This is a genomic window from Streptomyces sp. NBC_01275 (assembly GCF_026340655.1).
GTDB lineage: Bacteria > Actinomycetota > Actinomycetes > Streptomycetales > Streptomycetaceae > Streptomyces.
The window spans coordinates 5,175,272-5,196,103 of record NZ_JAPEOZ010000001.1 but is presented as its reverse complement, the minus strand read 5'-3'; the positions used below and the strand labels follow the sequence as shown (position 1 = coordinate 5,196,103).

Here is a 20,832-nt window from a genome sequence, read left to right as displayed (position 1 = left end):
ATTTCGCCAGGGCCAAGGGAGATTTCTAAAGGTCTGGTTGACAAACATTTAACGCCCCGACACCCTTGGCCGACTCATTCGGGCTACAGAGTTCCGGTCCAGTGCACGAGCGAGTGCACCAGCGGACGACCAGGAGAGGGGCCACCCCGATGGCAGTGGACGAGTCAGTCGCCCCGGCGGCGAAGACGGACGAGGAAGGCGTCGTTCACCGGCTGAAGCCCAACGCCGTGGGCCTGCTCGGGGTGGTCTTCATGGCCATCGCGACGGCCGCGCCGATCACCGCGATGACGGGCAACGTGCCCTTCATGGTGTCGTCGGGCAATGGCATCGGCGCCCCCGCGAGCTACCTCGTCGCAATGGTCGTCCTGGCAATCTTTTCCGTCGGCTTCACCTCGATGGCCAAGCACATCACCTCGACGGGCGCCTTCTACGGCTTCATCTCCTACGGCCTCGGCCGCACCGTCGGCCTCGCGTCGGGCCTCCTGGCGACCTTCGCCTACGTCGTGTTCGAGCCGGCGCTGATCGGCATCTTCTCGACCTTCGCGACGACGACTCTCAACGACCAGACGGGACTTGACGTCCCGTGGTGGGCGTTCGCGATCCTGATGCTCGCCGTCAACGCGACGGGCACCTGGTTCGGCATCTCCGTCGCCGAGAAGCTGCTGGTCGTCCTGTTGGCGACCGAGGTGACGATCCTGGCGGCGATGGCGATCTCGGTCGCCTTCCACGGGGGCGGCCCGGACGGCTTCAGCATCGACCCGGTCAACCCGGTCAACGCCTTCAAGGGCACCAGCGCCGGCCTCGGCCTCTTCTTCGCCTTCTGGTCGTGGGTCGGCTTCGAGTCGACGGCGATGTACGGCGAGGAGTCCCGCAACCCCAAGAAGATCATCCCCAAGGCGACGATGATCTCCGTCCTGGGCGTCGGCGTCTTCTACGTCTTCGTCTCCTGGATGGCCATCACGGGCACCGGCGAGTCCTCGGCCGTGAAGGTCGCCACCGACAACCCGCTCGGCCTCTTCTTCGGCCCCACCGAGCAGTACGTCGGCCACTGGGCGGTCGACGTCATGCAGTGGCTGATGATCACCGGCTCGCTGGCCTGCGGCATGGCCTTCCACAACTGCGCCGCCCGCTACATGTACGCACTGGGCCGCGAGGGCGCCCTGCCGTCCCTGAAGAACACCGTCGGCCGCACCCACGCCCGGCACGGCTCCCCGCACATCGCGGGTCTCGTCCAGACGGTCGTGTCCGCCGTCCTGATCGGCGCGTTCTGGGCCGCGGGCAAGGACCCCTACACCGGTACGTACGTCCTGCTCGCGATCCTCGGCACCATGGCGATCCTCGTGGTGCAGGCGGTGTGCTCGTTCGCGGTGCTGGTGTACTTCCGCTCGCACCACCCCGAGAGCCGGCACTGGTTCCGCACCTTCGCCGCCCCGCTGCTCGGCGGCGTCGCGATGCTCGCGGTGGTGGCGCTGCTGGTGTCCAACATGGGCGCGGCGGCGGGACCGGAGTCGGGGTCGCTGGTGCTGAAGGCGACGCCGTGGATCGTCGTACTGATCGCGGCCGGCGGCATCGGCTACGCCCAGTACCTCAAGCGACGCGACCCGTCCCGCTATCTGCTGCTGGGGCGGACGGTGCTGGAGGAGACGAAGGAGCGGTAACGGCCGCCGGCTGTACGGGGGCAGGGGGTCTCAGTCCCCGAAGGTCTTCTCCCGGTGCGCCCGCCACCGCTCCATCATGGCCGAGACCTCGCCTTCGACGAACTCGAAGAAGGCGAGCGTCTCGGCCATCCGGCGTCCTGCCGGGGTGTCCGCTCCGAGGCTGGCGACGCCCTCGCGCAGGGCGCCCTCCCACCGCTTGAGGACGGCCTCGCGGTTGGTCAGGGCCTCGTACCACTGGTCGCCGTGCACCCGGTAGCGCTCCCGGCGCGAGCCGGGCTCCCGCTCGCGCGCGACCATGTGCGTCTGGGCCAGGTAGCGCACCGCGCCGGAGACGCCGGCGGGACTGATCCGCAGCTGCTCGCCCAGCTCGGCGGAGGTCATCGAGCCCTCGTCGGAGGAGAGGAGCGCGGCGAAGACCCGGGCGGGCATGCGCTGCATCCCGGCCTCGACGAGCTGCGCGGCGAAGGCCTCGACGAACCGGGACACGGCCTCGGCGTCCCGCCCCGCCTCCGTTGATTCGGTCATCCCTCACTTTAACCCGGGCTTCATACTCTTCCTTAACTTCACAAACTTCTGAAAGAAGCGTACGTTCGGAAGCATGACGAAGGCCATCACGGTGTCCGGACTCCACAAGTCCTTCGGCCGCACGCACGCGCTCGACGGCCTCGACCTGGAGGTCGCCTCCGGCGAGGTGCACGGCTTCCTCGGCCCCAACGGCGCCGGCAAGTCCACCGCCGTACGCGTCCTGCTCGGCCTGCTGCGCGCCGACGCGGGTGCCGCCCGGATCCTGGGCCGCGACCCCTGGACGGACGCGGTCGAGACACACCGCCGCATCGCGTACGTCCCCGGCGACGTGACCCTGTGGCGCAACCTCTCCGGCGGCGAGGTCATCGACCTCTACGGCCGGCTGCGCGGCGGACTGGACCCGGCCCGCCGCGCCGAGCTGATCGACCGCTTCGAACTGGACCCCGCCAAGAAGGGCCGGACGTACTCCAAGGGCAACCGGCAGAAGGTCGCCCTGGTCGCCGCGTTCGCCTCGGACGTCGACCTGCTGATCCTGGACGAGCCGACCTCGGGCCTGGACCCGCTGATGGAGGAGGTCTTCCAGCGCTGCGTGCAGGAGGCGCGGGAGCGGGGCCGGACGATCCTCCTCTCCTCCCACATCCTCAGCGAGGTCGAGGAGTTGTGCGACCGGGTCAGCATCATCCGCAGGGGCCGCACGGTGGAGACGGGCTCGCTGGCCGACCTGCGCCATCTGACCCGGACCAGCGTGACGGCCGAACTCGCCGCTCCTCCCGACGGGTTGGCGCACCTCCCCGGCGTCCACGATCTCGACGTACAGGGCCGGCGCGTCCGGCTCCAGGTCGACACGGACAAACTCGACGCCGTACTGCGGTCGTTGACGGACTCGGGCGTACGGTCGCTGACGTCGACGCCGCCGACGCTGGAAGAGCTGTTCCTTCGGCACTACCAGGAAGACCTCGGCGAGGAAGTCCTCGGCAGGGAAGCCCTTGGCGAGGTGGCGAAGTGAGCACCCTCGCGCAGCGCCAACTGACCGGCACCGGCGTCCTGTTGCGCTTCGCGCTCCGCCGCGACCGGGTGCAGATCCCCGTCTGGGTGGCCGTGAACACCCTGATGGTCCTCTCCATGCCGAACACCCTCGAGGGCCTGTACGACACCCCCGCCGACCGCGCCCACCTGCTCGACCAGATGAACGCCAACGCCTCCTTCCGCGCGCTGATCGGCCCCGTCTTCGACGACTCCCTCGGCGCGCTCACCGCCTGGCGGGTCGGCGTGTACGCCGGTGCGCTCGCGGCGGTGACCAGCCTGCTGATCGTCGTACGGCACACCCGGGACGAGGAGGAGAGCGGGCGTCAGGAGTTGATCGCGTCCGGTGCGGTGGGCCGGCGGGCCTCGCTGACGGCGGCGCTGCTGGCGGCGGGGGTCGCGAACGCCGTGCTGGCGCTGCTGGTGACGGCGGGCCTGGCCGGCCAGGGAGCGGCGGGCGCGCTGGCCCTCGGTCTGGGGCTGGCCGGGGTGGGCATGCTGTTCGCCACCATGGCGGCGATCGTCGCTCAGCTCACGGAGAGCGCGCGGCTGGCCCGGGGGCTGACGGCGGCGGTGCTGGGCGCGGCGTTCGTACTGCGCGCGGCGGGCGACTCGGCGAGAGCCGGGGAGTCGTCGCCGCTGACCTGGCTGTCTCCGCTGGGCTGGCTGGAGAACCTGCGGGCGTTCGCGGGCGAACGGTGGTGGGTGCTCGGGCTGTTCACCGGGGCGGTCGGGGTGCAGGCGGCGGTGGCGTACGGGCTGGCCGGCCGCCGGGACCTGGGCATGAGCTTCCTGCCGACCCGGCCGGGCCCGGCGGCGGGGCGGCTGGGGTCGGCGGCCGCACTGGCCTGGCGGCTGCAACGCGGCGGCCTGCTCGGCTGGAGCGTCGGCTTCCTCCTCGCCGGAGTCGTCTACGGCGGGCTGACGGACGGCGCGGCCGACCTCGTCGCCGACAACGACAAGGCCCGCGAGATCTTCGAGCGGATGGGCGGACACACGGGCCTGACGGACGCGTTCCTGGCCGCCATGGTCGGCATGCTGGGCCTGATCGCGACGCTGTACGCGGTCGGATCGGTGCTGCGGCTGCACGGCGAGGAGACCTCGGGCCGGGCGGAACCGATCCTGGCGAACGCGGTGGGCCGACTGCGCTGGGCCACGGGCCACCTGCTCGTCGCCTTCGGCGGCGCGGCCCTGATCATGCTGCTGGCGGGCCTGGGCTTCGCGGTGGGCTACGGCAAGGAGACCGGCTCGATCCTCGCCGCGTGCCTGGTGCAGCTTCCGGCGGTGTGGGCCGTGGGCGGGCTGGCGGTCCTGCTGTACGGGGTCGCTCCGCGAGTGGCGCCGACTGCGTGGGGCGCGGCGGGCGCGATCCTGCTGCTGGGCTGGATCGGCCCGGCGCTGGACGCCCCACAGGCGGTGCTGGACCTCTCCCCCTTCGCCCACCTGCCGAAGCTGCCGGGCGGGGAGATGGACTGGCCGCCGGTGCTGGTACTGGTGGGGGTGGCGGGGGTGCTGGTGGGAGTGGGTCTGGCAGGGCTGCGCCGACGCGATGTGACGTGATGCGACGTGACGCGACGTCGTAACCCACATGGATGTACAGGGATGTAACCCACATGGGGGAACCCGGCGGCGGTCGGCGCACGTCCGTCCCGGGCATGGGACAACGTACGCAGGCCGCCGCAGGATGTCTGACCATGGCCCTCGGCGCGGGCGCGGGACTCGCGCTCTGGGCCGTCGACGTCCGCGCCCGCCTCTGGCGCTTCGAGGCGGCCCCCGACTGGAAGGTCCTCTACGCGGAACTGCCGCTGGCGCTGCTGGGCGGGATGGCGTTGGGCGCCGCGCTGTGGGCCCTGGTCAGCCGGATCAGAGCACGACGCTGACGTCAGAGCACGACGCTGAGCCCCTCCAGCCCCCGGATCACGAAGTTCGGCTTGCGCCGGGGCTCGGCGGCGAGGGCGAGGGTCGGGGCCTTCTCCAGCAGTGCGGCCATGGAGGCGGCCAGCTCGATCCGCGCCAAGGGCGCGCCGATGCAGTAGTGGATGCCCGCGCTGAAGGAGATGTGCGGATTGTCGGCGCGGCCGAGGTCGAGTCGGTCGGGGTCGGCGAAGACGGCGGGGTCGTGGTTCGCCGACCCGAAGAGCATGGCGATCTCGGCCCCGCGGGGCACGACGGTCCCGTCGATCTCGATGTCGTCGAGCACCCACCGTTCGAAGAGCTGGAGCGGAGTGTCGTAGCGCATCAACTCCTCGACGGCGGAGGGGACGAGCGAGTGGTCGGCGCGGAGCGCGGCCAGCTGGTCGGGGTTGCGGAACAGCGCCCACCACCCGTTGACGGTGGCGTTCACGGTGGCTTCGTGCCCCGCGTTGAGCAGCAGCACGGCGGTGGAGATCATCTCCTGCTCGGTGAGCCGGTCGCCTTCGTCGTGCGCGGCGATGAGCCCGGAGATGAGATCCTCGCCCGGCTCCTTGCGCCGCTCGGCGATCAACTCCAGCAGATACTCGGAGAACTCGACGGAGGCCCGCACCGCCTTCGCCGCCGTCTCCTGCGACGGGCTCAGCTCGTACATCCCGCAGATGTCCGCCGACCAGGGCCGCAGCGGGGCCCGATCCGACTCCGGAATGCCGAGCATCTCGGCGATCACGGCGACGGGCAGCGGCTCGGCGACATCGGTCAGCAGATCGCCCCCGCCCTCCTGCGCCAACCGGTCCACCAACTCCCCGGCGAGCTTGCGCACGTACGGCTTCAGCTGCTCGACCGTGCGCGGGGTGAACGCCTTCGACACAAGCCGTCTGATCCGGGTGTGGTCCGGCGGCTCGAGGTCGAGCATCCCGTGATCGTTGAGCGTGTGAAACGGCTCGTGCTCGGCCGGGGGCGCCGTCCGCCCGAACTCCTCATGCGTGAACCGATGCTGATACGTCCGCCCCAGCCGCCGCTCCCGCAACAACGCCGACACGTCCGCGTGCCGCGACACCAGCCACTGATCGGTCGGCTCGTAGTACGTGACCCGCCCCCGCTCCCGCAGCTCGGCGTAGGCGGGGTAGGGGTCGGCCAGGAAGGCGGGGTCCCAGGGGTCGAAGCGGAGGTCGAGGCCGTGGGCGCGGTCGTGATCTCGGTCGCGGTCGTCAGGAGCTGCCATGGACGGACGCTAACCGGTGGGGCGGGGTGCTGACCAGGGGGGTCTCGGGGAATGGCGATCAGTTCCGCGCGCCCGCCGCCACAGCAAGCACAGCGGGGACCGTCGGCCGCCGCCCTAGTGGTTTGTGTCACGTACTATCCGCGTGCTGCGGAACCTCGTGCTGCGGAACCTGAGGGGTACCTCGATCCTGGAGGCCCGAGGATCTAACCGCTTACGCCACTGCGTTCGACCTACTACGATCGGCGGTCGTCCTATCCCGGGACGCAGAGCAACTGCGTAGAGGTCGCCGACACGGCACCCCACGGCCGAGCCGTCCGCGACAGCAAACAACCGCTCGGCTCCCCTCTACTCACCGTCTCCCGCGAGAGCTGGACCTCGTTCCTCAGGCAGTTCGGGCACTCCCCGCAGGGATAGTCCCCTCAGAGCGTCGGGAACACCACCGCGAAGAACAGCCACAGCAGAACCGCCCAGAAGAGTGCCGCCGCCAGCGACACCAGCAGCGAGCTGCGCCACTTCAGGACCAGGAACGGGAAGAGGGTCAGGGCGGCCCAGCGACCGCCGAGGTCGATCGACAGGCGGGCGGCCTCGGCGAGGGTGCCCCCGCGGCCCGCGGCGATACCTCGGAGCAGTCGCTGCGAGCTGAAGCCATACAGGCCGAAGACGATCGGGAAGAACCACAGCGGCGTGATCGTGACCAGCTCGGTTTCCGAGAAGTCGTCGAACATGACGAAGTAGATGAGCACGGCCCCCATGAGGCCGCCGATCAGCGCGATCACGTAGAGAGCGGTCAGGAGAACCGGCTCCACCGCACCGGCCGGTACCGGGACGGGCGTGGCGTACGGGACGTCCGGCGACGGGACCCGGACCACCTGGTGGCAGTGGGGACATCGAACCTCCTGTCCGGCGCGGTCGGCCGGAGCCGCGATCAAATGCCCGCACGAGGCGTGGAACTCCGTCTGCTGACCTGGGTTCATACCCTGCCCCTCCCTGTCCCGGCCCGGCGCGAACCGGATCCGATCAGAGACAGGGACGTTGCGGGAAAGCCTCCGGTTTCCGCCGGGCGGCCAGCACCGCGCCCCCGTGGCTAGGGTCGGCATATGGCGGGGAGTGAGTGGACCGAGTGGAGCGAGGCCGAGTACTGCTCGTATCTGCAGAACGAGCGGCGCTGCTACGCGTGGGTCATGCGGCGGTACGGGCGGATGCCCCTCGCGGAGTCCTGGGCGGCGGCCCTGGCGTGGTACCCGTACGAGCCGAGCGAGGCACCGTACCGCGGGCTCGTCTTCCACGACGAGGCGTGGCACTGGGCGATGTGCGCGCTGCACGGGGAGCGGTACCCGGTGGAGCGTCCGGAGCTGGTGGAGCCTTCGGACGAGTACCGGGCTCTCTGCTGACAGGCCGCCCTACCCCGGCGTCACCAACCGCGCCTCATACGCGAACACCGCCGCCTGCGTGCGGTCCCGCAGGCCCAGTTTCACCAGGATGCGGCTTACGTGGGTCTTGATCGTGGACTCCGCCACCACCAGCCGGCCGGCTATCTCCAGGTTGGACAGGCCCTGGGCAATGAGGATCAGTACCTCCGTCTCGCGTTCGGTCAGGTCGCCGTAGGACGACTGGGCGGTGTAGGCGAGGCGGGGGGTGTCGGTGAGTTTGGAGAACTCGGTGATCAGGCGTCTGGTGACGGAGGGGGCCAGGAGGGCCTCGCCGGCTGCCACGATGCGGACGCCGTCGGCCAGTTGGCGGGCCGACGCGTCCTTCAGGAGGAAGCCGGAGGCTCCCGCGCGCAGGGCCTGGTACACGTACTCGTCGAGGTCGAAGGTGGTCAGGACCAGGACCTTCGCCGTGCCGTCCGCCGCCACGATCTCCCGGGTCGCCTCGATGCCGTTCAGCTCCGGCATGCGGATGTCCATCAGGACCACGTCGGGGGTCAGCTCGCGGACGCGGTCGATCGCCTCACGGCCGTTGACCGCCTCGCCCACGACCTCGATGTCCGGCATCGCATTCAGCAGGACCGAGAAGCCCTCGCGCACCATCATCTGATCGTCGGCGATCAGTACTCGGATCGTCATGACCTGTCCTCGGGCGAGGAGGGGCCGGAGGGATCGGAGGGCGCGGAGGGCGCGGAGGGCGCGGACTGCTCCTTGGCCATCGGGACCGGTAGGAACACCGTCACCTCATAGCCTCCGTCCTGGGTCCGTTCGGCCGTCATCTCGCCGTTCAGCATGCTCACCCGCTCCCGCATGCCCGTGATGCCGTGGCCGGCGCCGGGGGACGGTTTGATCAGGGCGGGGTTCGGGGGTGCTCCGTTGACCATGCGCAGGCCCAGGCCGCCCAGGACATAGCCGATCTCCACGCGGGCGCTCGCTCCGGGCGCGTGCCGGAGCGTGTTGCTCAGCGCCTCCTGGACTATCCGGTACGCCGACAGCTCGACGCCCTGCGGGAGCTCGCGGACCGCACCGGTGATCGTCTTCTGCACGTCCAGGCCCGTCTCCCGGACGTTGGCGAGCAGCGCGTCCAGCTCGGCGAGCGTGGGCTGCGGGGCGTCCGGCACCTCGTAGTCCTCGGCGCGGACCACGCCCAGCACCCGGCGCAGCTCGGTGAGGGCCGCCACCGCGTTCTCCCGGATGGTGGCGAAGGCCTTCTCCAGCTCCGGCGGCGGGTTCTCCACCCGGTAGGGGGCGGCCTCCGCCTGGATGGCGACCACCGACATGTGGTGGGCGACCACGTCGTGCAGCTCGCGGGCGATCGTGGTGCGCTCCTCCAGCAGGGTGCGGCGGGAGCGCTCGTGCGCGGTCACCGTCTGCTGCGCGGTGACCTCCTCCTCGGCCTGCCGACGGATGTGCCAGACGGTGATCGCGAGCAGGATGATCGCGGAGGTCACCAGCATGGGCGCGGAGTTCGTCGCGTAGTGGCCGCTCCCGAAGACGGTCTCCGCGACGAAGGCGTAGAGCGCCGTCATCAGCCACATCCAGGCCGCCGTGCGCGGGCGGGTGCGTATCGCCACGACCGTCAGCACCAGCAGGTGAGAGATGAAAGTGCCGGGCAGCCACGGCCAGTTGTCGTACGCCGAGCCGAGCAGGGCCACCACCGAGGTCGACGCGAGGGACAGCCAGAACGCCCCCACCGGCCTGATCAGCGTCATCAGCACGGGCGCCAGGACGAGCAGGCCGAGCAGAAGGGACAGCAGGCCGCCTTCGTCATCCCCGGCGACCAGCATCGCCACTACGCCGCCGGCCACGACCAGCGCGTGCCGGGACCAGGACGCGTACTCCCGTTTGCGGCCCTTCAGGCGGCGCAGCAGGCGGCCGGTGGGCTCCCTGCGGGGCAGCGGGCGGTAGGCGAAGGCGTCGTGGATCAGGTCCTGGCGCAGCCCGCGCAGGGCGTCCATCGCCGCCCGGAACTCCGGGCTTCGCGGCTGGTAGGCCTCGAACGATTCGTCCGGGGGCGGCGTGAGGTGCGTCTGCGTCGTGTCGGTCACATACAAGACGGTAGGGGGAGGAAGGGGTCGCGGTCGTCACCAGTGAGAGGGGTTCCGGCGGATCCGCCTCAAGTACTACGGGGACTGCCGGGGGTCCCGGGCCGGGACCCCCGGCAGTCCCCGGTCAGGACTCCGCCGCTCAGTACCCCGACGGCCGCACCAGCCCCGACTCGTACGCGAACACCGCCGCCTGCGTACGGTCCCGCAGGCCCAGCTTCACCAGGATGCGGCCCACGTGCGTCTTCACGGTCTGCTCGGCGACGACGAGCTGCCGGGCGATCTCCGCGTTGGACAGGCCCTGCGCGATCAGGGTGAGGACCTCCGTCTCGCGTTCGGTGAGATCGCCGACGCGCTCCTTCACCGGGGCTCTGGGCTTGCCGTTCAGCCGGGAGAACTCGGCGATCAGCTTGCGGGTGATGCCGGGCGCGAGCAGGGCGTCGCCGGCCGCCACCACCCGGACCGCCTCCGCGAGCTGGTCCGCGGAGGCGTCCTTGAGCAGGAAGCCGGACGCCCCGGCGCGCAGCGCCTCGTACACGTACTCGTCGAGGTCGAAGGTGGTGAGGACCAGCACCTTGATGTGGGGGTGGGCGAGGGTGATGCGGTTAGTGGCCTCGATGCCGCCGAGCTCGGGCATGCGGATGTCCATCAGGACGACGTCCGGGGCGAGTTCGGCGACCTTGGCGATGGCGTCCAGGCCGTCCACCGCCTGTCCGATCACCTCGATGCCCGGGTGGGCGTTGAGCAGCACGGTGAAGCCCTGCCGGACCATCTGCTGGTCGTCGGCGATCAGTACGCGGATGGCGCCGCTCGTCATGGTCTTCCTTCTCCTGTCGGGGGCGAGGGCGGGTCGTCCGGGAAGTCGTCCGGGAAGACGAGTTCGAGGCCCTCGGGGACGGCGGGGTCGTCGGAGTCGTGAGCATCGGGGCGGTCGAGGGCCGCGTCGAGAGGTGTCGCTGCGCCGTCCCTCGGGAGGAACGCCGTCACCGTGAAACCGCCGTGCAGCGTGGGGTGGGCGCTGACGTGGCCGCCCAGCATCACCGCCCGTTCCCGCATGCCGAGCAGGCCGTGCCCCGCGCCCGGGGAGGGCCGTACGGGCCGGCTCGGGCGGGAGTTGGCGACCTCCAGGTGCAGGCCCTGGGGACGGTGGACGACCTCCACGCGCACCCGGGAGCCCGGCGCGTGCCGCAACGCGTTGCTCAGCGCCTCCTGGACTATCCGGTACGCCGACAGCTGCACGCCCGGCGGATACCCGGGGGCGTCGCCCTCGACGACGGCCAGCACGTCCAGTCCGGTGGCGCGGGTGTTCTCGATGAGGGCGTCGAGACGGTCGAGCGTGGGCTGCGGGGTGTCCGGCGCGGCGCCGGTGCCGGCCGCGCCGAGCCCGTAGGGGTCCTCGGGGTTCTCCGAGCGCAGCACGCCCAGCACCCGGCGCAGTTCGGCGAGCGCCTCCAGGGCGTTCTGCCGGATGCCGGCGAGGTTCTCCTTCAGCGCCTCGGACGGGTTCTCCACCAGGTGCGGGGCGACCTGGGCCTGGATGGAGATCACCGACATATGGTGGGCGACCACGTCGTGCAGCTCGCGCGCGATGCGGTTGCGCTCCTCCAGCACGGTGCGCCGGGCGCGCTCCTCTGCGGTGATGCCGGCCTGCTCGACGAGCTGGCTGCGGGCCTCGCGGCGGCCGCGCAGGGCGGTGCCGAGCAGGACGACGACGGCGAAGAGGGCCACCGCCAGCACACCGGTCGACTCGTAGTTCGCGCCGCCGATTCCCCCCTGCACGAGATAGGTGACCAGCGCGGTCAGCACCAGCGCCTCGACTGACACCCTGGTGCGCACCCGCAGAGCGAGCAGCAGCAGCACCATGCAGTGCGCGATCAGACCGGGCGGGCCCCACGGCCAACCGGGAAGGTCCGTGGTCGTGCCCGGACTGGGCGGGCCCCACAGACGGCCGCCCACGTTGAGGTCGGCGAGCATCTCCGCCCGGGCGCCCAGGGCGGCCAGCACCGTGACCACCAGGGACAGCCACCAGGCCGGCACCGGCCGCCACAGAGCGAGCACCACCGCTGCGCCCTGCACCAGCGCGGCCGGCACTCCGTACGTCATGCCGAGCTGGTAGCGGTCGGTCATCTGGTCGAGGTTGGCGACCGTCGTGCCGAACGCGACCAGCCAGACCAGGCCGTGCGGCAGCCAGCGCAGCCAGACGGAGGGCGGAAGGGGCTCAGCCCGGGCCGTCCACAGGTCGTCGCGCAGCACCCGCAGGCCGCGGATCACCCACCCCTGCACCCTGGTCAGCAACCTCTCCACCCCGTTCGTCCGCACCACCCTAGACACGGCGGGCCGTCGACAGCCCCGCCGGTTCGGGTCGCCGCCCGACCCGCACGACCCGTGACCCGCCCGGCCCCGGGCCCCGGCTCCCGCGCGCCCGTCGTCCGCCGCCGTGCTCGAAGCCGTGGAACGCCGCCCAGCACACCCCCAGGACCAGGGCGAACACCGGCAGCCACAGCAGCCTGTCCGCGACCCAGGTCAGGCCGTCGGGGGCCGTGTGCAGGCCGGGCAGACGGCCCGCGAGGAGGCCGGTCGCGGTGGTCGCCATCATCGCCGTCTGGTGCCAGAGGAACACCGTCATCGCGGAGAGGTTGACCAGGGCCACGGCCGCCCAGGCCACCGGGCGGCGCAGCGCGCGGCGCAGCCGGTCGCGCAGCAGCAGGGCCAGTCCGCACTGGGCGAGGCCGAAGGTGACGGCGGCCAGGGTGGGCGGGTCGAGGTTGGAGACCGCCGCGCCGGGCACGCCCACCATCGACGCCGGGTAACCCGCCACCGCGACGAGCAGCGCCGTCGCCGCCGCGCCGCCCAGCAGCAGGGTCCAGCCCGCTCGGGGGCGCTCCAGCTCGCCGCGGGTCCAGGCCGCGCCCAGGGTGTACGGCACCAGCCAGCCCGCCGCCACGTTCACCCAGCCCAGCCAGGCCGGTCCGCCGAGGCCGAAGCGCACCACGTCCACGTGCAGGACGACGGCCAGCGGCCACAGCGGGTTGAGCCGGGCCAGCAGCGGGGTGGCCGCCGTCAGCGCGGCGAAGACCAGCAGGAACCACAGGGGGGACAACGCCAGCTTGACCACGGTGTGCACGGTGACGAAGGGCGCGCCGCCGAGCAGCAGGGCGAGCGCGGCCGCCGTCCACACCGCCAGCACGGCGGCCACCGGCAGGAACAGCCGGGCCAGCCGGGCCCGCAGCCAGCCGCCGTAGGTCCCGCGGGTCCCGCCGTGGGCGCGGGCCGAGGCGAGGCTTCGGGTCGCCACATGGCCGCCCACCATGAAGAACACGGCGAGGGTCTGGAACACCCAGGAGACGGGAGCCAGCCAGGGCATGGGGCCGAGGGGGCTCGCGGCACGCAGGGTGTCGCCGTCCGCGACCAGGGCGGTCACCAGCCAGTGGCCGAGGACCACGCCGAGGATGGCCAGGGCCCGCAGGGCGTCCACCGCCCGGTCCCGCTCGGGCGGAGTGGCCGCGTCGACCCGGGCGGCGGCCCGCCGTACGCGCTCCTTCGCCCGGCCGGTTCGCCGTACGCGCGAAGTCTCAAGGGGCGTCTCGAACGAGGTCTCGAACGAGGTCTCAAGCGGGGTCTCATGCACGGGACACCTCCGTGGTCCGGCCGAGCACGATCCGGGCGAGGTTGGTCAGGGAGACCGAGCCCGGGCTGAAGTAGTCGCTGTGGCCGCCGTCGCCGGCGGCGAAGACACGGGCGCCGAAGGACGGGGAGACCGGGTCGACGCCGAAGCCGACCGTCGTGAAGAGCAGGTCGACGCTGGCGTGCGGGACGTCCGCCACCCAGTCGTCGGCGCCCCGGGCCGCCCAGACCCGCGCGCGGGTGCGCAGGCCGGCCGCGGAGTCCGCGCCGGTGCCGGGGCTGCCGAGCAGGACGAGGTCGTCCACGTCCAGGCCGGGGGCGGCGCGGCCGCACACGACCGAGCCGTAGGAGTGGCACAGGAGGGAGATGCGGACGTCCGGGGCGGTGACCGCGCGCAGCTCGCTCACGAACTCCCGCAGGCCCGGGGCGGCTTCGTCGGCGCGGGCCGGGGTGATGACGGTGGTGCTCACCGTGCCGGGTGTGGTGTAGCCGAGCCAGGCGATGACGGCGGTGCGGGCGCCGGTCTGCCGGGTGAGCCGCTTGTACAGCGCCTGCGCTCCGGCGTCGAAACGGCCGTAGGTGTCCAGTGAGGTGTCGGAGCCGGGCACGAGGACGGCGACGCGGTCGGCGTGCGCGAGGTCTCCGAACACCTCCGTCGCCCGGCCGGCGCCGCGGCCGTCGAAGGCGAGGAGTCTGCGGGACGGGGCGGCGAGCGTCCGGTCCGCGGCCGCGCGATGGCGGTCCCCGTGGGCGGCGGCCATCCGGGACGCCAGGGCGGCGTTGGCCCGGTTCGCCGCGTACGTCTCGTCCAGGGTCGCCGCCGTCGCCGGCGCGAGGGCGGCGGGGGCCGGGGCGGGGATCCGCGGTCGGATCGCCGCCGTGAGGGGGACGACGACCGCGGCGGTGACGAGGACGGCCAGCAGGGCGCGGAACCAACGCCGGCCCCGGGCCGTTCCCTCCTCGCGCTGCCGTCGGCCACGCGAACGAACCCCGTCGAGCCGCGTCATCCCGCCCCTCCCCCGCCAGTCCCGCCCGTCATCGGGCCTTACTGGCTTGGAAGTTACGGATCGGCTCGCGTAGCTCGCGTCCCGCTGAGGAGCTGTCCTGGGAAGTAGCTCTCAGGTACTACGGGTACGACACCCAGGGGTCGAAAGAAACAGCTGTCACCACGCCAGCTGGGCGATCTCCTCCGCCACCACGGCACAGGCGTCCGCCACCGGATCGATCAGCGGGAAGTGGCCGACGTCCTCCAGCAGGGTCAGGCCGACCACCTCGCCCGCCTTCGCCGCCTCGTCCGCGTACGCCTCGGCGACCGCCTGCGGGACGATCAGGTCCGTACGCCCCTGGACCAGGGTCGTCGCGATGCCCGTCGGGAGGAGGAGCGCGGGGTCGGCGTACGGCCGCCGCAGCGCGAACTCCTCGTCACCGCCGAGGAGTTGACGGACCGCCCCGTCGCACACGTCCAGCTTCCCGGCGACCTCGAAGTCCGCGATCGGGGCCAGCGCGACCACGCCCCGCAGCGGGGCCGGGCCGCCGGTGCGCCAGGGCGCGTCGGCGGGCAGCACATGCCGGGACGCCGCCCACAGCGCGAGATGGCCGCCCGCCGAGTGGCCGGTGAGCACCGTGCGGCGCGCGTCGGCCTGGGGCAGGGCCTGCCGGACGAGCGAGGGCAGCGCGTCGAGGGCCGCGGCGACGTCGTCGAAGGTGTCGGGCCAGCGACCCGCGACCGGAGGCCCGCCCGGCGTCGCGGCCCCCCGCCGGTACTCCACGTTGGCCACCGCGAACCCGCGCCGAGCCAGGAAGTCCGCGAACGGCGTGGTGTGCCGCCGGTCGTACGCCGCCCGCCAGGCCCCGCCGTGCAGAACGACGATGAGCGGAACGGAAGCGTCCGGAGCAGGGCCCTCCAGGCCGGCCGCCGCCCGCGGGGCGTAGAAGTCGATCACCTGATCGGGGTGGTCGCCGTACGCGGCGGTGGCGTCGGGGTCGACGGGCGGATGCGAGAAGGCCGACTCCTCCTCGTCAGCGGCCCGGGCTGCGACGACGTCGTCCGGCATTACTCCAACCTCTCAGCGGTGAAACGGATTTGGGCGGAACAGATGTGGCGGACCCGAGGAGAGTTCGACCGTTGGCCGGGACGGTATCAGGCCGGTGACGTGCGCGGACACGCGGATGTCACGCTCGGTGAGGGTTAAACGGTTCTGCTGTTTCGTTACGCTGACGACGTGCGCGTTCTGATCCCAGGAAGGGCCGTTATGTCTGCCGAGCCCGGCACCGTCCGCCCCGGAGGACGCACCGCCCGCGTCCGCGCCGCCGTGTTGCGGGCGGCCGGGGACGTCCTCGCCGAGGAGGGCTTCGACCGCCTCGATCTGACGGACGTCGCCCGGCGGGCCGAGGTCGGCAAGACGACCGTATACCGGCGCTGGGGGTCCGTGCCGGGACTGGTCGCCGATCTGCTCTCCGACCTGTCCGCCCAGTCCGACCTGTCCAACCCGTCCGGCCTTTCTGCCCAGTCCGACCCGTCGGCCGAGGCCTCGCTCCCTAGGACCCAGTCCGACCCGTCGGCCGAGGCCTCGCTCCCGAGGACCGAGACCTCGCCTCCGGAAACCGGGGCCACGCTCCCGATGGCCGAGACCTCGCTCCCGCGCGCGGGGACCGGGTCCGTCCTCGGCGATCTGCTCGCCAACGGCCGTGTGGTGCAACGGACGTTGGCCGACGCCCGCCAAGGGCCTCTGCTCCGGGCGGTGATCGCCGCGGCGGCCTGTGACGCACGGACCGCCGAGGCGCTGCGCCGCTTCCACGAGGTGCGCGTCGCGGAATGGGCGCCGCGCGTCCAACAGGGTGTGACACGCGGTGAGTTGCCCGCAGGGACGGACGCGAAGGCGGTCGTACGGGCCGTGTCCGCGCCCCTCTACTACGCGTTGCTGACCACCGGCACGCCCCCGGACGCCCCCGCCGCCGACCGCGCGGCACGAGCCGCGCACGCCGCCGCGACGGCGGGGGTGTACGTCGTCCAGGACGCGCCCCGGAACCAGGGCCCTAGCGGGACGCCAACACGTCCCCCAGTACCCGCGCCGCCCGCTCCACGTCCGCGAACCCGACGTACAGCGGGGTGAAGCCGAAGCGGAGGACGTCCGGGCGGCGGAAGTCGCCGACGACCCCGCGCTCGATGAGCAGGCGCATGACGTCGCCGGCGTCGGAGCAGCGCAGAGCGATCTGGCTGCCGCGCTCCTCGTGCCGCACCGGCGTCAGGGACTCGACGCGGCCCTCGGGGACGTACGCCTCGACGCACTCGAGGAAGAAGTCCGTCAGGGCGAGGGACTTGGCGCGGACGGCCGCCACCGAGACCCCGTCCCAGACGTCGAGTGCCGCTTCCAGCGCGAGCATCGAGAGGATGTCCGGGGTGCCGACGCGCCCGCGCCGCACACCCTCGGCCGGCGTGTAGGCGGGCCGCATGCCGAAGGGCTCGGCGTGCGAGTTCCAGCCGGGCAGCGGCGAGTCGAAACGGTCCTGGAGGTCGCCGCGCACATACAGGTACGCGGGTGAACCCGGACCGCCGTTCAGGTACTTGTAGGTGCAGCCGACCGCGAGGTCCACGCCGTGCTCGTCGAGGCCGACCGGCAGCGCGCCCGCGCTGTGGCACAGGTCCCAGACGGCGACCGCGCCCGCCGCGTGCACGGCGGAGGTCAGTCCCGGCAGGTCGTGGAGGCGTCCCGTGCGGTAGTCGACGTGGTTGAGCAGCACCGCGGCGGTACGGTCCGACAGGGCCGCCGGGACCTCGCCCGGCGTCACCGCACGCAGGGTGTGGCCGGTCAGCCGGGCCGCGGACTCGGCGATGTAGCCGTCCGTGGGGAAGGTCGTGGCGTCGACGAGGATCTCGTCCCGGCCGTCGCCCCCACGCTCCTCCACGAGTCGCACCGCGCCCACAAGCGCCTTGAAGACGTTGACACTTGTGGAGTCGCCCACGACGATCTGGCCGGCCGCCGCGCCCACCAGCGGGGCGATCCGGTCGCCGATCCGCTCGGGCGCGGTCCACCAGCCGCTCTCGTCCCAGGACCGGATGCGCAGTTCACCCCACTGTCGGCGTACGACGTCCTCGACGCGGCCGGGGACGGCGGCCGGCAGTGCGCCTAGCGAGTTGCCGTCGAGGTAGACGCCCGCGGCGTCAGCCGCATGATCGGACACCGTGTCGAGGACGAACCGCGAGCGCACCTCCGCCAGCTGGTCACCGGCGTCCAACTCCGCTGCCTTGAAGGAGAGTTCAGACATGGGACCGCGCCGTCCACAGCTCGGGGAACACGTTCTTCTGCGCGCGCTTCTCCAGCCAGGCCACGCCGGCCGAGCCGCCGGTGCCCGCCTTCGCGCCCATCGCACGGCGGGTGGCGACGAGGTGGTCGTTGCGCCAGCGCCACACCAGCTCGGCCACATCGGTCAACGCCTCGCCGAGACGGGCGAGTTCGTCGTTCTCGTCGCCCGAGTAGAGCGCGGTCCACACCGCCTCCACCTCGGCCGACGGCTCATAGCGCCGGGACACGTCGCGCTGCACCACTGACGCGGGGATCGCGTGCCCGCGCCGCGCCAGCAGCCGCAGCACCTCGTCGTAGAGACCCGGCTCGTGCAGGGCCTTCTCCAGCTCCGCGTGGACGCGGGGCGCGCCGCGGTGCGGGACCAGCATGGACGCGGACTTCTCGCCGAGCAGGAACTCCATCCGGCGGTACATCGCCGACTGGAAGCCGGAGCCCTCGCCGAGGGCGGAGCGGTAGGAGTTGAACTGCGCCGGGGTGAGCTGGCCGAGCGGCCGCCAGGAGGCGTTCAGCGCGTCCAGCTCCCGTACGGAACGCTTCAGCGCGGCGACGGCCGTCGGCACGTCGTCGGAGCGCAGGGCGCGCGCCGCGGTCTCCCACTCATGGACGATGACCGTGAACCACAGCTCCATCACCTGGGTCGTGACCAGGAAGACCATCTCTCCGGGATCGTCGGAGAGGGTGTGCTGGAGGTGGGTGAGGACGTCGGCCTTGACGTAGTCCTCGTAGGGGGTGGTTCCTGCGAAGTCGAGATGCGGGGTCTCGGGCTCCGAAGCCTCTGCGGTTTCCTGAGAAGGCTGAGCCTGGTGGGACATCGCTGTCTCCTGATACGTGCTCCGGGTAGCGGTCCGCCCCTGCCGTTCTCGACACGGTGGCCCCGGTCCCCGCCGGGCATCCTCTTCGATGGTCCACCGAAATGGCAAGGTCCGCCTGGTCACACCAGGCGGACCTGCGCAAACGCGCCGCGTATCAGTCCGCGTACCGGGACGGGACCTAGCCCAGCGTCTGGGCCGCCGTCGGCGAGGAGTCCTTCAGGAACTGCGAGCAGCGCTCGTACTCGTCCTGCTCGCCGATGGACTGCGCGGCGCGGGCGAGGGCGTGCAGGGCGCGCAGGAAGCCGCGGTTCGGCTCGTGCTCCCAGGGCACCGGGCCGTGGCCCTTCCAGCCGCCCCGACGCAGACTGTCCAGGCCGCGGTGGTACCCCGTACGGGCGTAGGCGTACGACTCCACGACGCTGCCCCGCTCGAACGCGTCGTCGGCGAGCTGGGCCCAGGCCAGCGAGGACGTCGGGTACTTGGCGGCGACGTCGGCGGGGGCCGTGCCGTTCGCGAGGAGCGTGCGCGGCTCCGGGTCGTCGGGGAGGTGGGTCGGGGGCGGACCCCCGAGGAGGTTTTCGTGAAGGGACATGGGTCAAGTCTCCTCCACCCGTTCCCCTGCGCGCACGACGACGCCCCACCGAGCCCGGCACACCCGTCAGGGTCGGCGAAATCCACCGCCGTCCACCGCCGTCCACCACCCCTGGGTTCCCTGGGTTCCCTGGGTTCCCTGGGTTCCCTAGGTCCCCTAGGTGAGACGCTTCCGCGTCCGCTCCCCCTCCAGCGGCGGCGCCAGCACGCTCCCGTGGGTCCGGCACTCCGGCCGACGGCAGCCCGGGGCCGGACGTCGTACCGTCGTGAAGGCGATCGCCGCGCCCACCGCCAGGACTCCCGCGCACAGCGGCATCGCCCGTCGGAAGGCGTCGTCGAAGGCGTCCGCCGAGCGGTAGGACTCCGGGCCCATCCCGGTCAGCAGCGGCAGCGCGGCCACCGCGACCAGCCCCGCCGCCCGCGCCGCCGCGTTGTTGACGCCGCTGGCCAGACCGGCCCGGGAGACGTCCACGGAGGCCAGGACGGTCGCGGTCAGCGGGGCGACCAGCGCGACCATCCCGACGCCGAGGACCAGGACGGCGGGCAGCACGTCGGCGACGTAGGACGCGTCCGGCCCCACCCGCAGCATCAGCAGCATCCCGGCGGCGCACAGCAGCGGTCCGACGGTGAGCGGGATGCGCGGCCCGATGCGGTCCGCCAACCCCCCGGAGCGGGCGGAGAACAGCAGCATCAGCACGGTCGTCGGCAGCAGCGCCGTGCCCGCGCCGAGGGCGGACCAACCGGCCACCACCTGGAGCTGGAGCGCGCAGAGGAAGAAGAAGCCGCCGAAGGCCGCGTACACGCACAGCGTGACCAGGTTGACGGCCGTGAACTGGCGGGAGGCGAAGATGTCGAGCGGCAGCATCGGATCCGGCCGCCGCCGCTCCACGGCCACGAAGGCGATCCCGGTCACCACGCCCGCGACCGCCGTCACGGCGACGAGGAGGGAACCGCTGCGGGCCTCGATCAGGGCGTACGTCACCAGGGCGAGCGCCAGCGCCCCCAGCGCGGCTCCCAGGACGTCGAACCGGCCGTGCGCCCGCCCTCCCCCACTCTCGGCTTCGCTCGAGCGGGAGGTGCCCGCATCCGACTCCGGGACATGCCGTAGGGCCACCGGCACGCACAGCACCGCCAACGGCACGTTCAGCAGGAACACCCAGCGCCAGCCGGGGCCGTCCACCAGCCAGCCGCCCAGGAACGGCCCCACGGCCGCCCCGATGCCCCCGAAGCCGGACCACAGGCCCACGGCCCGCCCCCGGTCGTCGGGGTGGAAGGACGCCTGGATGAGGGCGAGGGAGCCGGGCGTCAGCAGCGCGCCGCCCACCCCTTGCAGGGCACGGGCGGCGACCAGCACGCCCACGTTCGGGGAGAGCCCGCACAGCAGCGAGGCGGCGGCGAACCACACCACGCCCACCACGAACACCTTGCGCCGCCCGTACCGGTCGCCGAGGGAGCCGCCCAGCAGGATCAGCCCGGCCAGCGTGACCATGTACGCGTTGGCCGTCCACTGGAGGGCGGCGAGATCGGCGTCGAGGTCACGGCCGATGCGGGGCAGGGCGACGTTGACGACGGTCGAGTCCAGCAGGGCCATGCTGGAGCCGAGCACGGTGGTGAGCAGGATCCACTTGCCCTGCGGCGAGGCCATCCGGACGTCGGGCATGTTCCAGGTATACAGCGAGCCCGGTGC

At 72.3% G+C, this 20,832-nt stretch carries 21 protein-coding genes; 7 read left to right on the top strand and 14 right to left on the bottom strand.

Annotated features, from left to right (window positions below; genetic code table 11):
- Positions 1-149: 149 nt before the first annotated feature.
- Complete coding sequence (locus OG562_RS22880) at positions 150-1,658, top strand: APC family permease (RefSeq protein ID WP_266400681.1); 1,509 nt, start codon at positions 150-152, stop codon at positions 1,656-1,658.
- A 30-nt stretch (positions 1,659-1,688) separates the two neighbouring features.
- On the opposite strand, the gene OG562_RS22875 is transcribed toward OG562_RS22880, so the two are convergent.
- Positions 1,689-2,183, bottom strand: a complete 495-nt coding sequence (locus tag OG562_RS22875) for a GbsR/MarR family transcriptional regulator (RefSeq protein ID WP_266400680.1) — start codon at positions 2,181-2,183, stop codon at positions 1,689-1,691.
- A 73-nt stretch (positions 2,184-2,256) separates the two neighbouring features.
- On the opposite strand from OG562_RS22875, the gene OG562_RS22870 reads away from it, so the two are divergent.
- From OG562_RS22870 to OG562_RS22860, 3 genes are all read left to right on the top strand, one after another.
- Complete coding sequence (locus OG562_RS22870) at positions 2,257-3,189, top strand: ABC transporter ATP-binding protein (RefSeq protein WP_266400678.1); 933 nt, start codon at positions 2,257-2,259, stop codon at positions 3,187-3,189.
- Positions 3,186-4,766 carry an ABC transporter permease gene (locus OG562_RS22865; protein WP_266400676.1) on the top strand — a complete coding sequence of 527 codons (1,581 nt, stop codon included), beginning with the start codon at positions 3,186-3,188 and terminating at the stop codon, positions 4,764-4,766. The genes OG562_RS22870 and OG562_RS22865 overlap by 4 nt, the downstream gene beginning before the upstream one ends.
- Before the next feature lie 95 nt (positions 4,767-4,861).
- The gene (locus OG562_RS22860; protein WP_266400674.1) at positions 4,862-5,086 is read left to right on the top strand and encodes a hypothetical protein; all 225 of its coding nucleotides are present in this window, start codon (positions 4,862-4,864) and stop codon (positions 5,084-5,086) included.
- A 2-nt stretch (positions 5,087-5,088) separates the two neighbouring features.
- Here the strand turns inward: OG562_RS22860 and OG562_RS22855 are convergent, their stop codons facing one another.
- Positions 5,089-6,342, bottom strand: a complete 1,254-nt coding sequence (locus tag OG562_RS22855) for a cytochrome P450 (RefSeq protein ID WP_266400673.1) — start codon at positions 6,340-6,342, stop codon at positions 5,089-5,091.
- A 219-nt stretch (positions 6,343-6,561) separates the two neighbouring features.
- Here OG562_RS22855 and OG562_RS22850 point away from each other — a divergent pair, with 219 nt between their 5' ends.
- Positions 6,562-6,756, top strand: coding sequence for a DUF397 domain-containing protein (locus OG562_RS22850; RefSeq protein ID WP_266409467.1), 195 nt, complete (start codon positions 6,562-6,564; stop codon positions 6,754-6,756).
- 5 nt (positions 6,757-6,761) lie between these two features.
- On the opposite strand, the gene OG562_RS22845 is transcribed toward OG562_RS22850, so the two are convergent.
- Positions 6,762-7,316 carry a hypothetical protein gene (locus OG562_RS22845; protein WP_266400672.1) on the bottom strand — a complete coding sequence of 185 codons (555 nt, stop codon included), beginning with the start codon at positions 7,314-7,316 and terminating at the stop codon, positions 6,762-6,764.
- A 123-nt stretch (positions 7,317-7,439) separates the two neighbouring features.
- Here OG562_RS22845 and OG562_RS22840 point away from each other — a divergent pair, with 123 nt between their 5' ends.
- Positions 7,440-7,733: a hypothetical protein gene (locus tag OG562_RS22840; protein WP_266400670.1), complete on the top strand. Its 294-nt coding sequence runs from the start codon at positions 7,440-7,442 to the stop codon at positions 7,731-7,733.
- A gap of 9 nt (positions 7,734-7,742) precedes the next feature.
- Here the strand turns inward: OG562_RS22840 and OG562_RS22835 are convergent, their stop codons facing one another.
- The 7 genes from OG562_RS22835 to OG562_RS22805 all read right to left on the bottom strand — a co-directional run bounded on the left by OG562_RS22835 (position 7,743) and on the right by OG562_RS22805 (position 15,492).
- Positions 7,743-8,408 (bottom strand): response regulator transcription factor, encoded by a 666-nt coding sequence (locus OG562_RS22835; protein WP_266400669.1) that lies wholly within the window; start codon positions 8,406-8,408, stop codon positions 7,743-7,745.
- The gene (locus tag OG562_RS22830; RefSeq protein ID WP_266400667.1) at positions 8,405-9,817 is read right to left on the bottom strand and encodes a sensor histidine kinase; all 1,413 of its coding nucleotides are present in this window, start codon (positions 9,815-9,817) and stop codon (positions 8,405-8,407) included. The genes OG562_RS22835 and OG562_RS22830 overlap by 4 nt, the downstream gene beginning before the upstream one ends.
- Positions 9,818-9,956: 139 nt before the next feature.
- Positions 9,957-10,631, bottom strand: a complete 675-nt coding sequence (locus OG562_RS22825; RefSeq protein ID WP_266400666.1) for a response regulator transcription factor — start codon at positions 10,629-10,631, stop codon at positions 9,957-9,959.
- Positions 10,628-12,106, bottom strand: coding sequence for a sensor histidine kinase (locus OG562_RS22820; RefSeq protein ID WP_266409466.1), 1,479 nt, complete (start codon positions 12,104-12,106; stop codon positions 10,628-10,630). The genes OG562_RS22825 and OG562_RS22820 overlap by 4 nt, the downstream gene beginning before the upstream one ends.
- 31 nt (positions 12,107-12,137) lie before the next feature.
- Complete coding sequence (locus OG562_RS22815) at positions 12,138-13,442, bottom strand: acyltransferase (RefSeq protein ID WP_266400664.1); 1,305 nt, start codon at positions 13,440-13,442, stop codon at positions 12,138-12,140.
- A complete protein-coding gene (locus OG562_RS22810) occupies positions 13,435-14,445 on the bottom strand; it encodes an alpha/beta hydrolase (RefSeq protein WP_266400663.1) in 1,011 nt (336 codons plus the stop codon). Before OG562_RS22810 ends, OG562_RS22815 begins: the two co-directional genes overlap by 8 nt.
- Before the next feature lie 156 nt (positions 14,446-14,601).
- Positions 14,602-15,492 carry a S9 family peptidase gene (locus tag OG562_RS22805; RefSeq protein WP_266400662.1) on the bottom strand — a complete coding sequence of 297 codons (891 nt, stop codon included), beginning with the start codon at positions 15,490-15,492 and terminating at the stop codon, positions 14,602-14,604.
- 198 nt (positions 15,493-15,690) lie between these two features.
- Between OG562_RS22805 and OG562_RS22800 the strand changes: the two genes are divergently transcribed.
- Complete coding sequence (locus tag OG562_RS22800) at positions 15,691-16,551, top strand: TetR/AcrR family transcriptional regulator (RefSeq protein ID WP_266400660.1); 861 nt, start codon at positions 15,691-15,693, stop codon at positions 16,549-16,551.
- On the opposite strand, the gene kynU is transcribed toward OG562_RS22800, so the two are convergent.
- The 4 genes from kynU to OG562_RS22780 form a co-directional block, all read right to left on the bottom strand.
- Positions 16,475-17,704, bottom strand: a complete 1,230-nt coding sequence (gene kynU / locus OG562_RS22795; RefSeq protein WP_266400658.1) for a kynureninase — start codon at positions 17,702-17,704, stop codon at positions 16,475-16,477. The two genes, OG562_RS22800 and kynU, sit on opposite strands and share 77 nt — an antisense overlap.
- A complete protein-coding gene (locus tag OG562_RS22790) occupies positions 17,697-18,554 on the bottom strand; it encodes a tryptophan 2,3-dioxygenase family protein (RefSeq protein WP_266400656.1) in 858 nt (285 codons plus the stop codon). Before OG562_RS22790 ends, kynU begins: the two co-directional genes overlap by 8 nt.
- Before the next feature lie 178 nt (positions 18,555-18,732).
- Positions 18,733-19,146, bottom strand: a complete 414-nt coding sequence (locus tag OG562_RS22785; protein ID WP_266400654.1) for a DUF3151 domain-containing protein — start codon at positions 19,144-19,146, stop codon at positions 18,733-18,735.
- A 156-nt stretch (positions 19,147-19,302) separates the two neighbouring features.
- Complete coding sequence (locus tag OG562_RS22780; RefSeq protein ID WP_266400653.1) at positions 19,303-20,805, bottom strand: MFS transporter; 1,503 nt, start codon at positions 20,803-20,805, stop codon at positions 19,303-19,305.
- Positions 20,806-20,832 lie beyond the last annotated feature (27 nt).

Excerpts from the sequence above, each read along its gene's own strand:
- OG562_RS22800 (WP_266400660.1), top strand. The coding sequence starts at position 15,691 with ATGTCTGCCGAGCCCGGCACCGTCCGCCCCGGAGGACGCACCGCCCGC.
- OG562_RS22805 (WP_266400662.1), bottom strand. The coding sequence starts at position 15,492 with ATGCCGGACGACGTCGTCGCAGCCCGGGCCGCTGACGAGGAGGAGTCG.
- OG562_RS22790 (WP_266400656.1), bottom strand. The coding sequence starts at position 18,554 with ATGTCCCACCAGGCTCAGCCTTCTCAGGAAACCGCAGAGGCTTCGGAG.
- OG562_RS22870 (WP_266400678.1), top strand. The coding sequence starts at position 2,257 with ATGACGAAGGCCATCACGGTGTCCGGACTCCACAAGTCCTTCGGCCGC.
- OG562_RS22880 (WP_266400681.1), top strand. The coding sequence starts at position 150 with ATGGCAGTGGACGAGTCAGTCGCCCCGGCGGCGAAGACGGACGAGGAA.
- OG562_RS22875 (WP_266400680.1), bottom strand. The coding sequence starts at position 2,183 with ATGACCGAATCAACGGAGGCGGGGCGGGACGCCGAGGCCGTGTCCCGG.
- OG562_RS22855 (WP_266400673.1), bottom strand. The coding sequence starts at position 6,342 with ATGGCAGCTCCTGACGACCGCGACCGAGATCACGACCGCGCCCACGGC.
- OG562_RS22780 (WP_266400653.1), bottom strand. The coding sequence starts at position 20,805 with ATGCCCGACGTCCGGATGGCCTCGCCGCAGGGCAAGTGGATCCTGCTC.
- OG562_RS22835 (WP_266400669.1), bottom strand. The coding sequence starts at position 8,408 with ATGACGATCCGAGTACTGATCGCCGACGATCAGATGATGGTGCGCGAG.
- kynU (WP_266400658.1), bottom strand. The coding sequence starts at position 17,704 with ATGTCTGAACTCTCCTTCAAGGCAGCGGAGTTGGACGCCGGTGACCAG.
- OG562_RS22840 (WP_266400670.1), top strand. The coding sequence starts at position 7,440 with ATGGCGGGGAGTGAGTGGACCGAGTGGAGCGAGGCCGAGTACTGCTCG.
- OG562_RS22810 (WP_266400663.1), bottom strand. The coding sequence starts at position 14,445 with ATGACGCGGCTCGACGGGGTTCGTTCGCGTGGCCGACGGCAGCGCGAG.
- OG562_RS22860 (WP_266400674.1), top strand. The coding sequence starts at position 4,862 with ATGGGACAACGTACGCAGGCCGCCGCAGGATGTCTGACCATGGCCCTC.
- OG562_RS22785 (WP_266400654.1), bottom strand. The coding sequence starts at position 19,146 with ATGTCCCTTCACGAAAACCTCCTCGGGGGTCCGCCCCCGACCCACCTC.
- OG562_RS22845 (WP_266400672.1), bottom strand. The coding sequence starts at position 7,316 with ATGAACCCAGGTCAGCAGACGGAGTTCCACGCCTCGTGCGGGCATTTG.
- OG562_RS22825 (WP_266400666.1), bottom strand. The coding sequence starts at position 10,631 with ATGACGAGCGGCGCCATCCGCGTACTGATCGCCGACGACCAGCAGATG.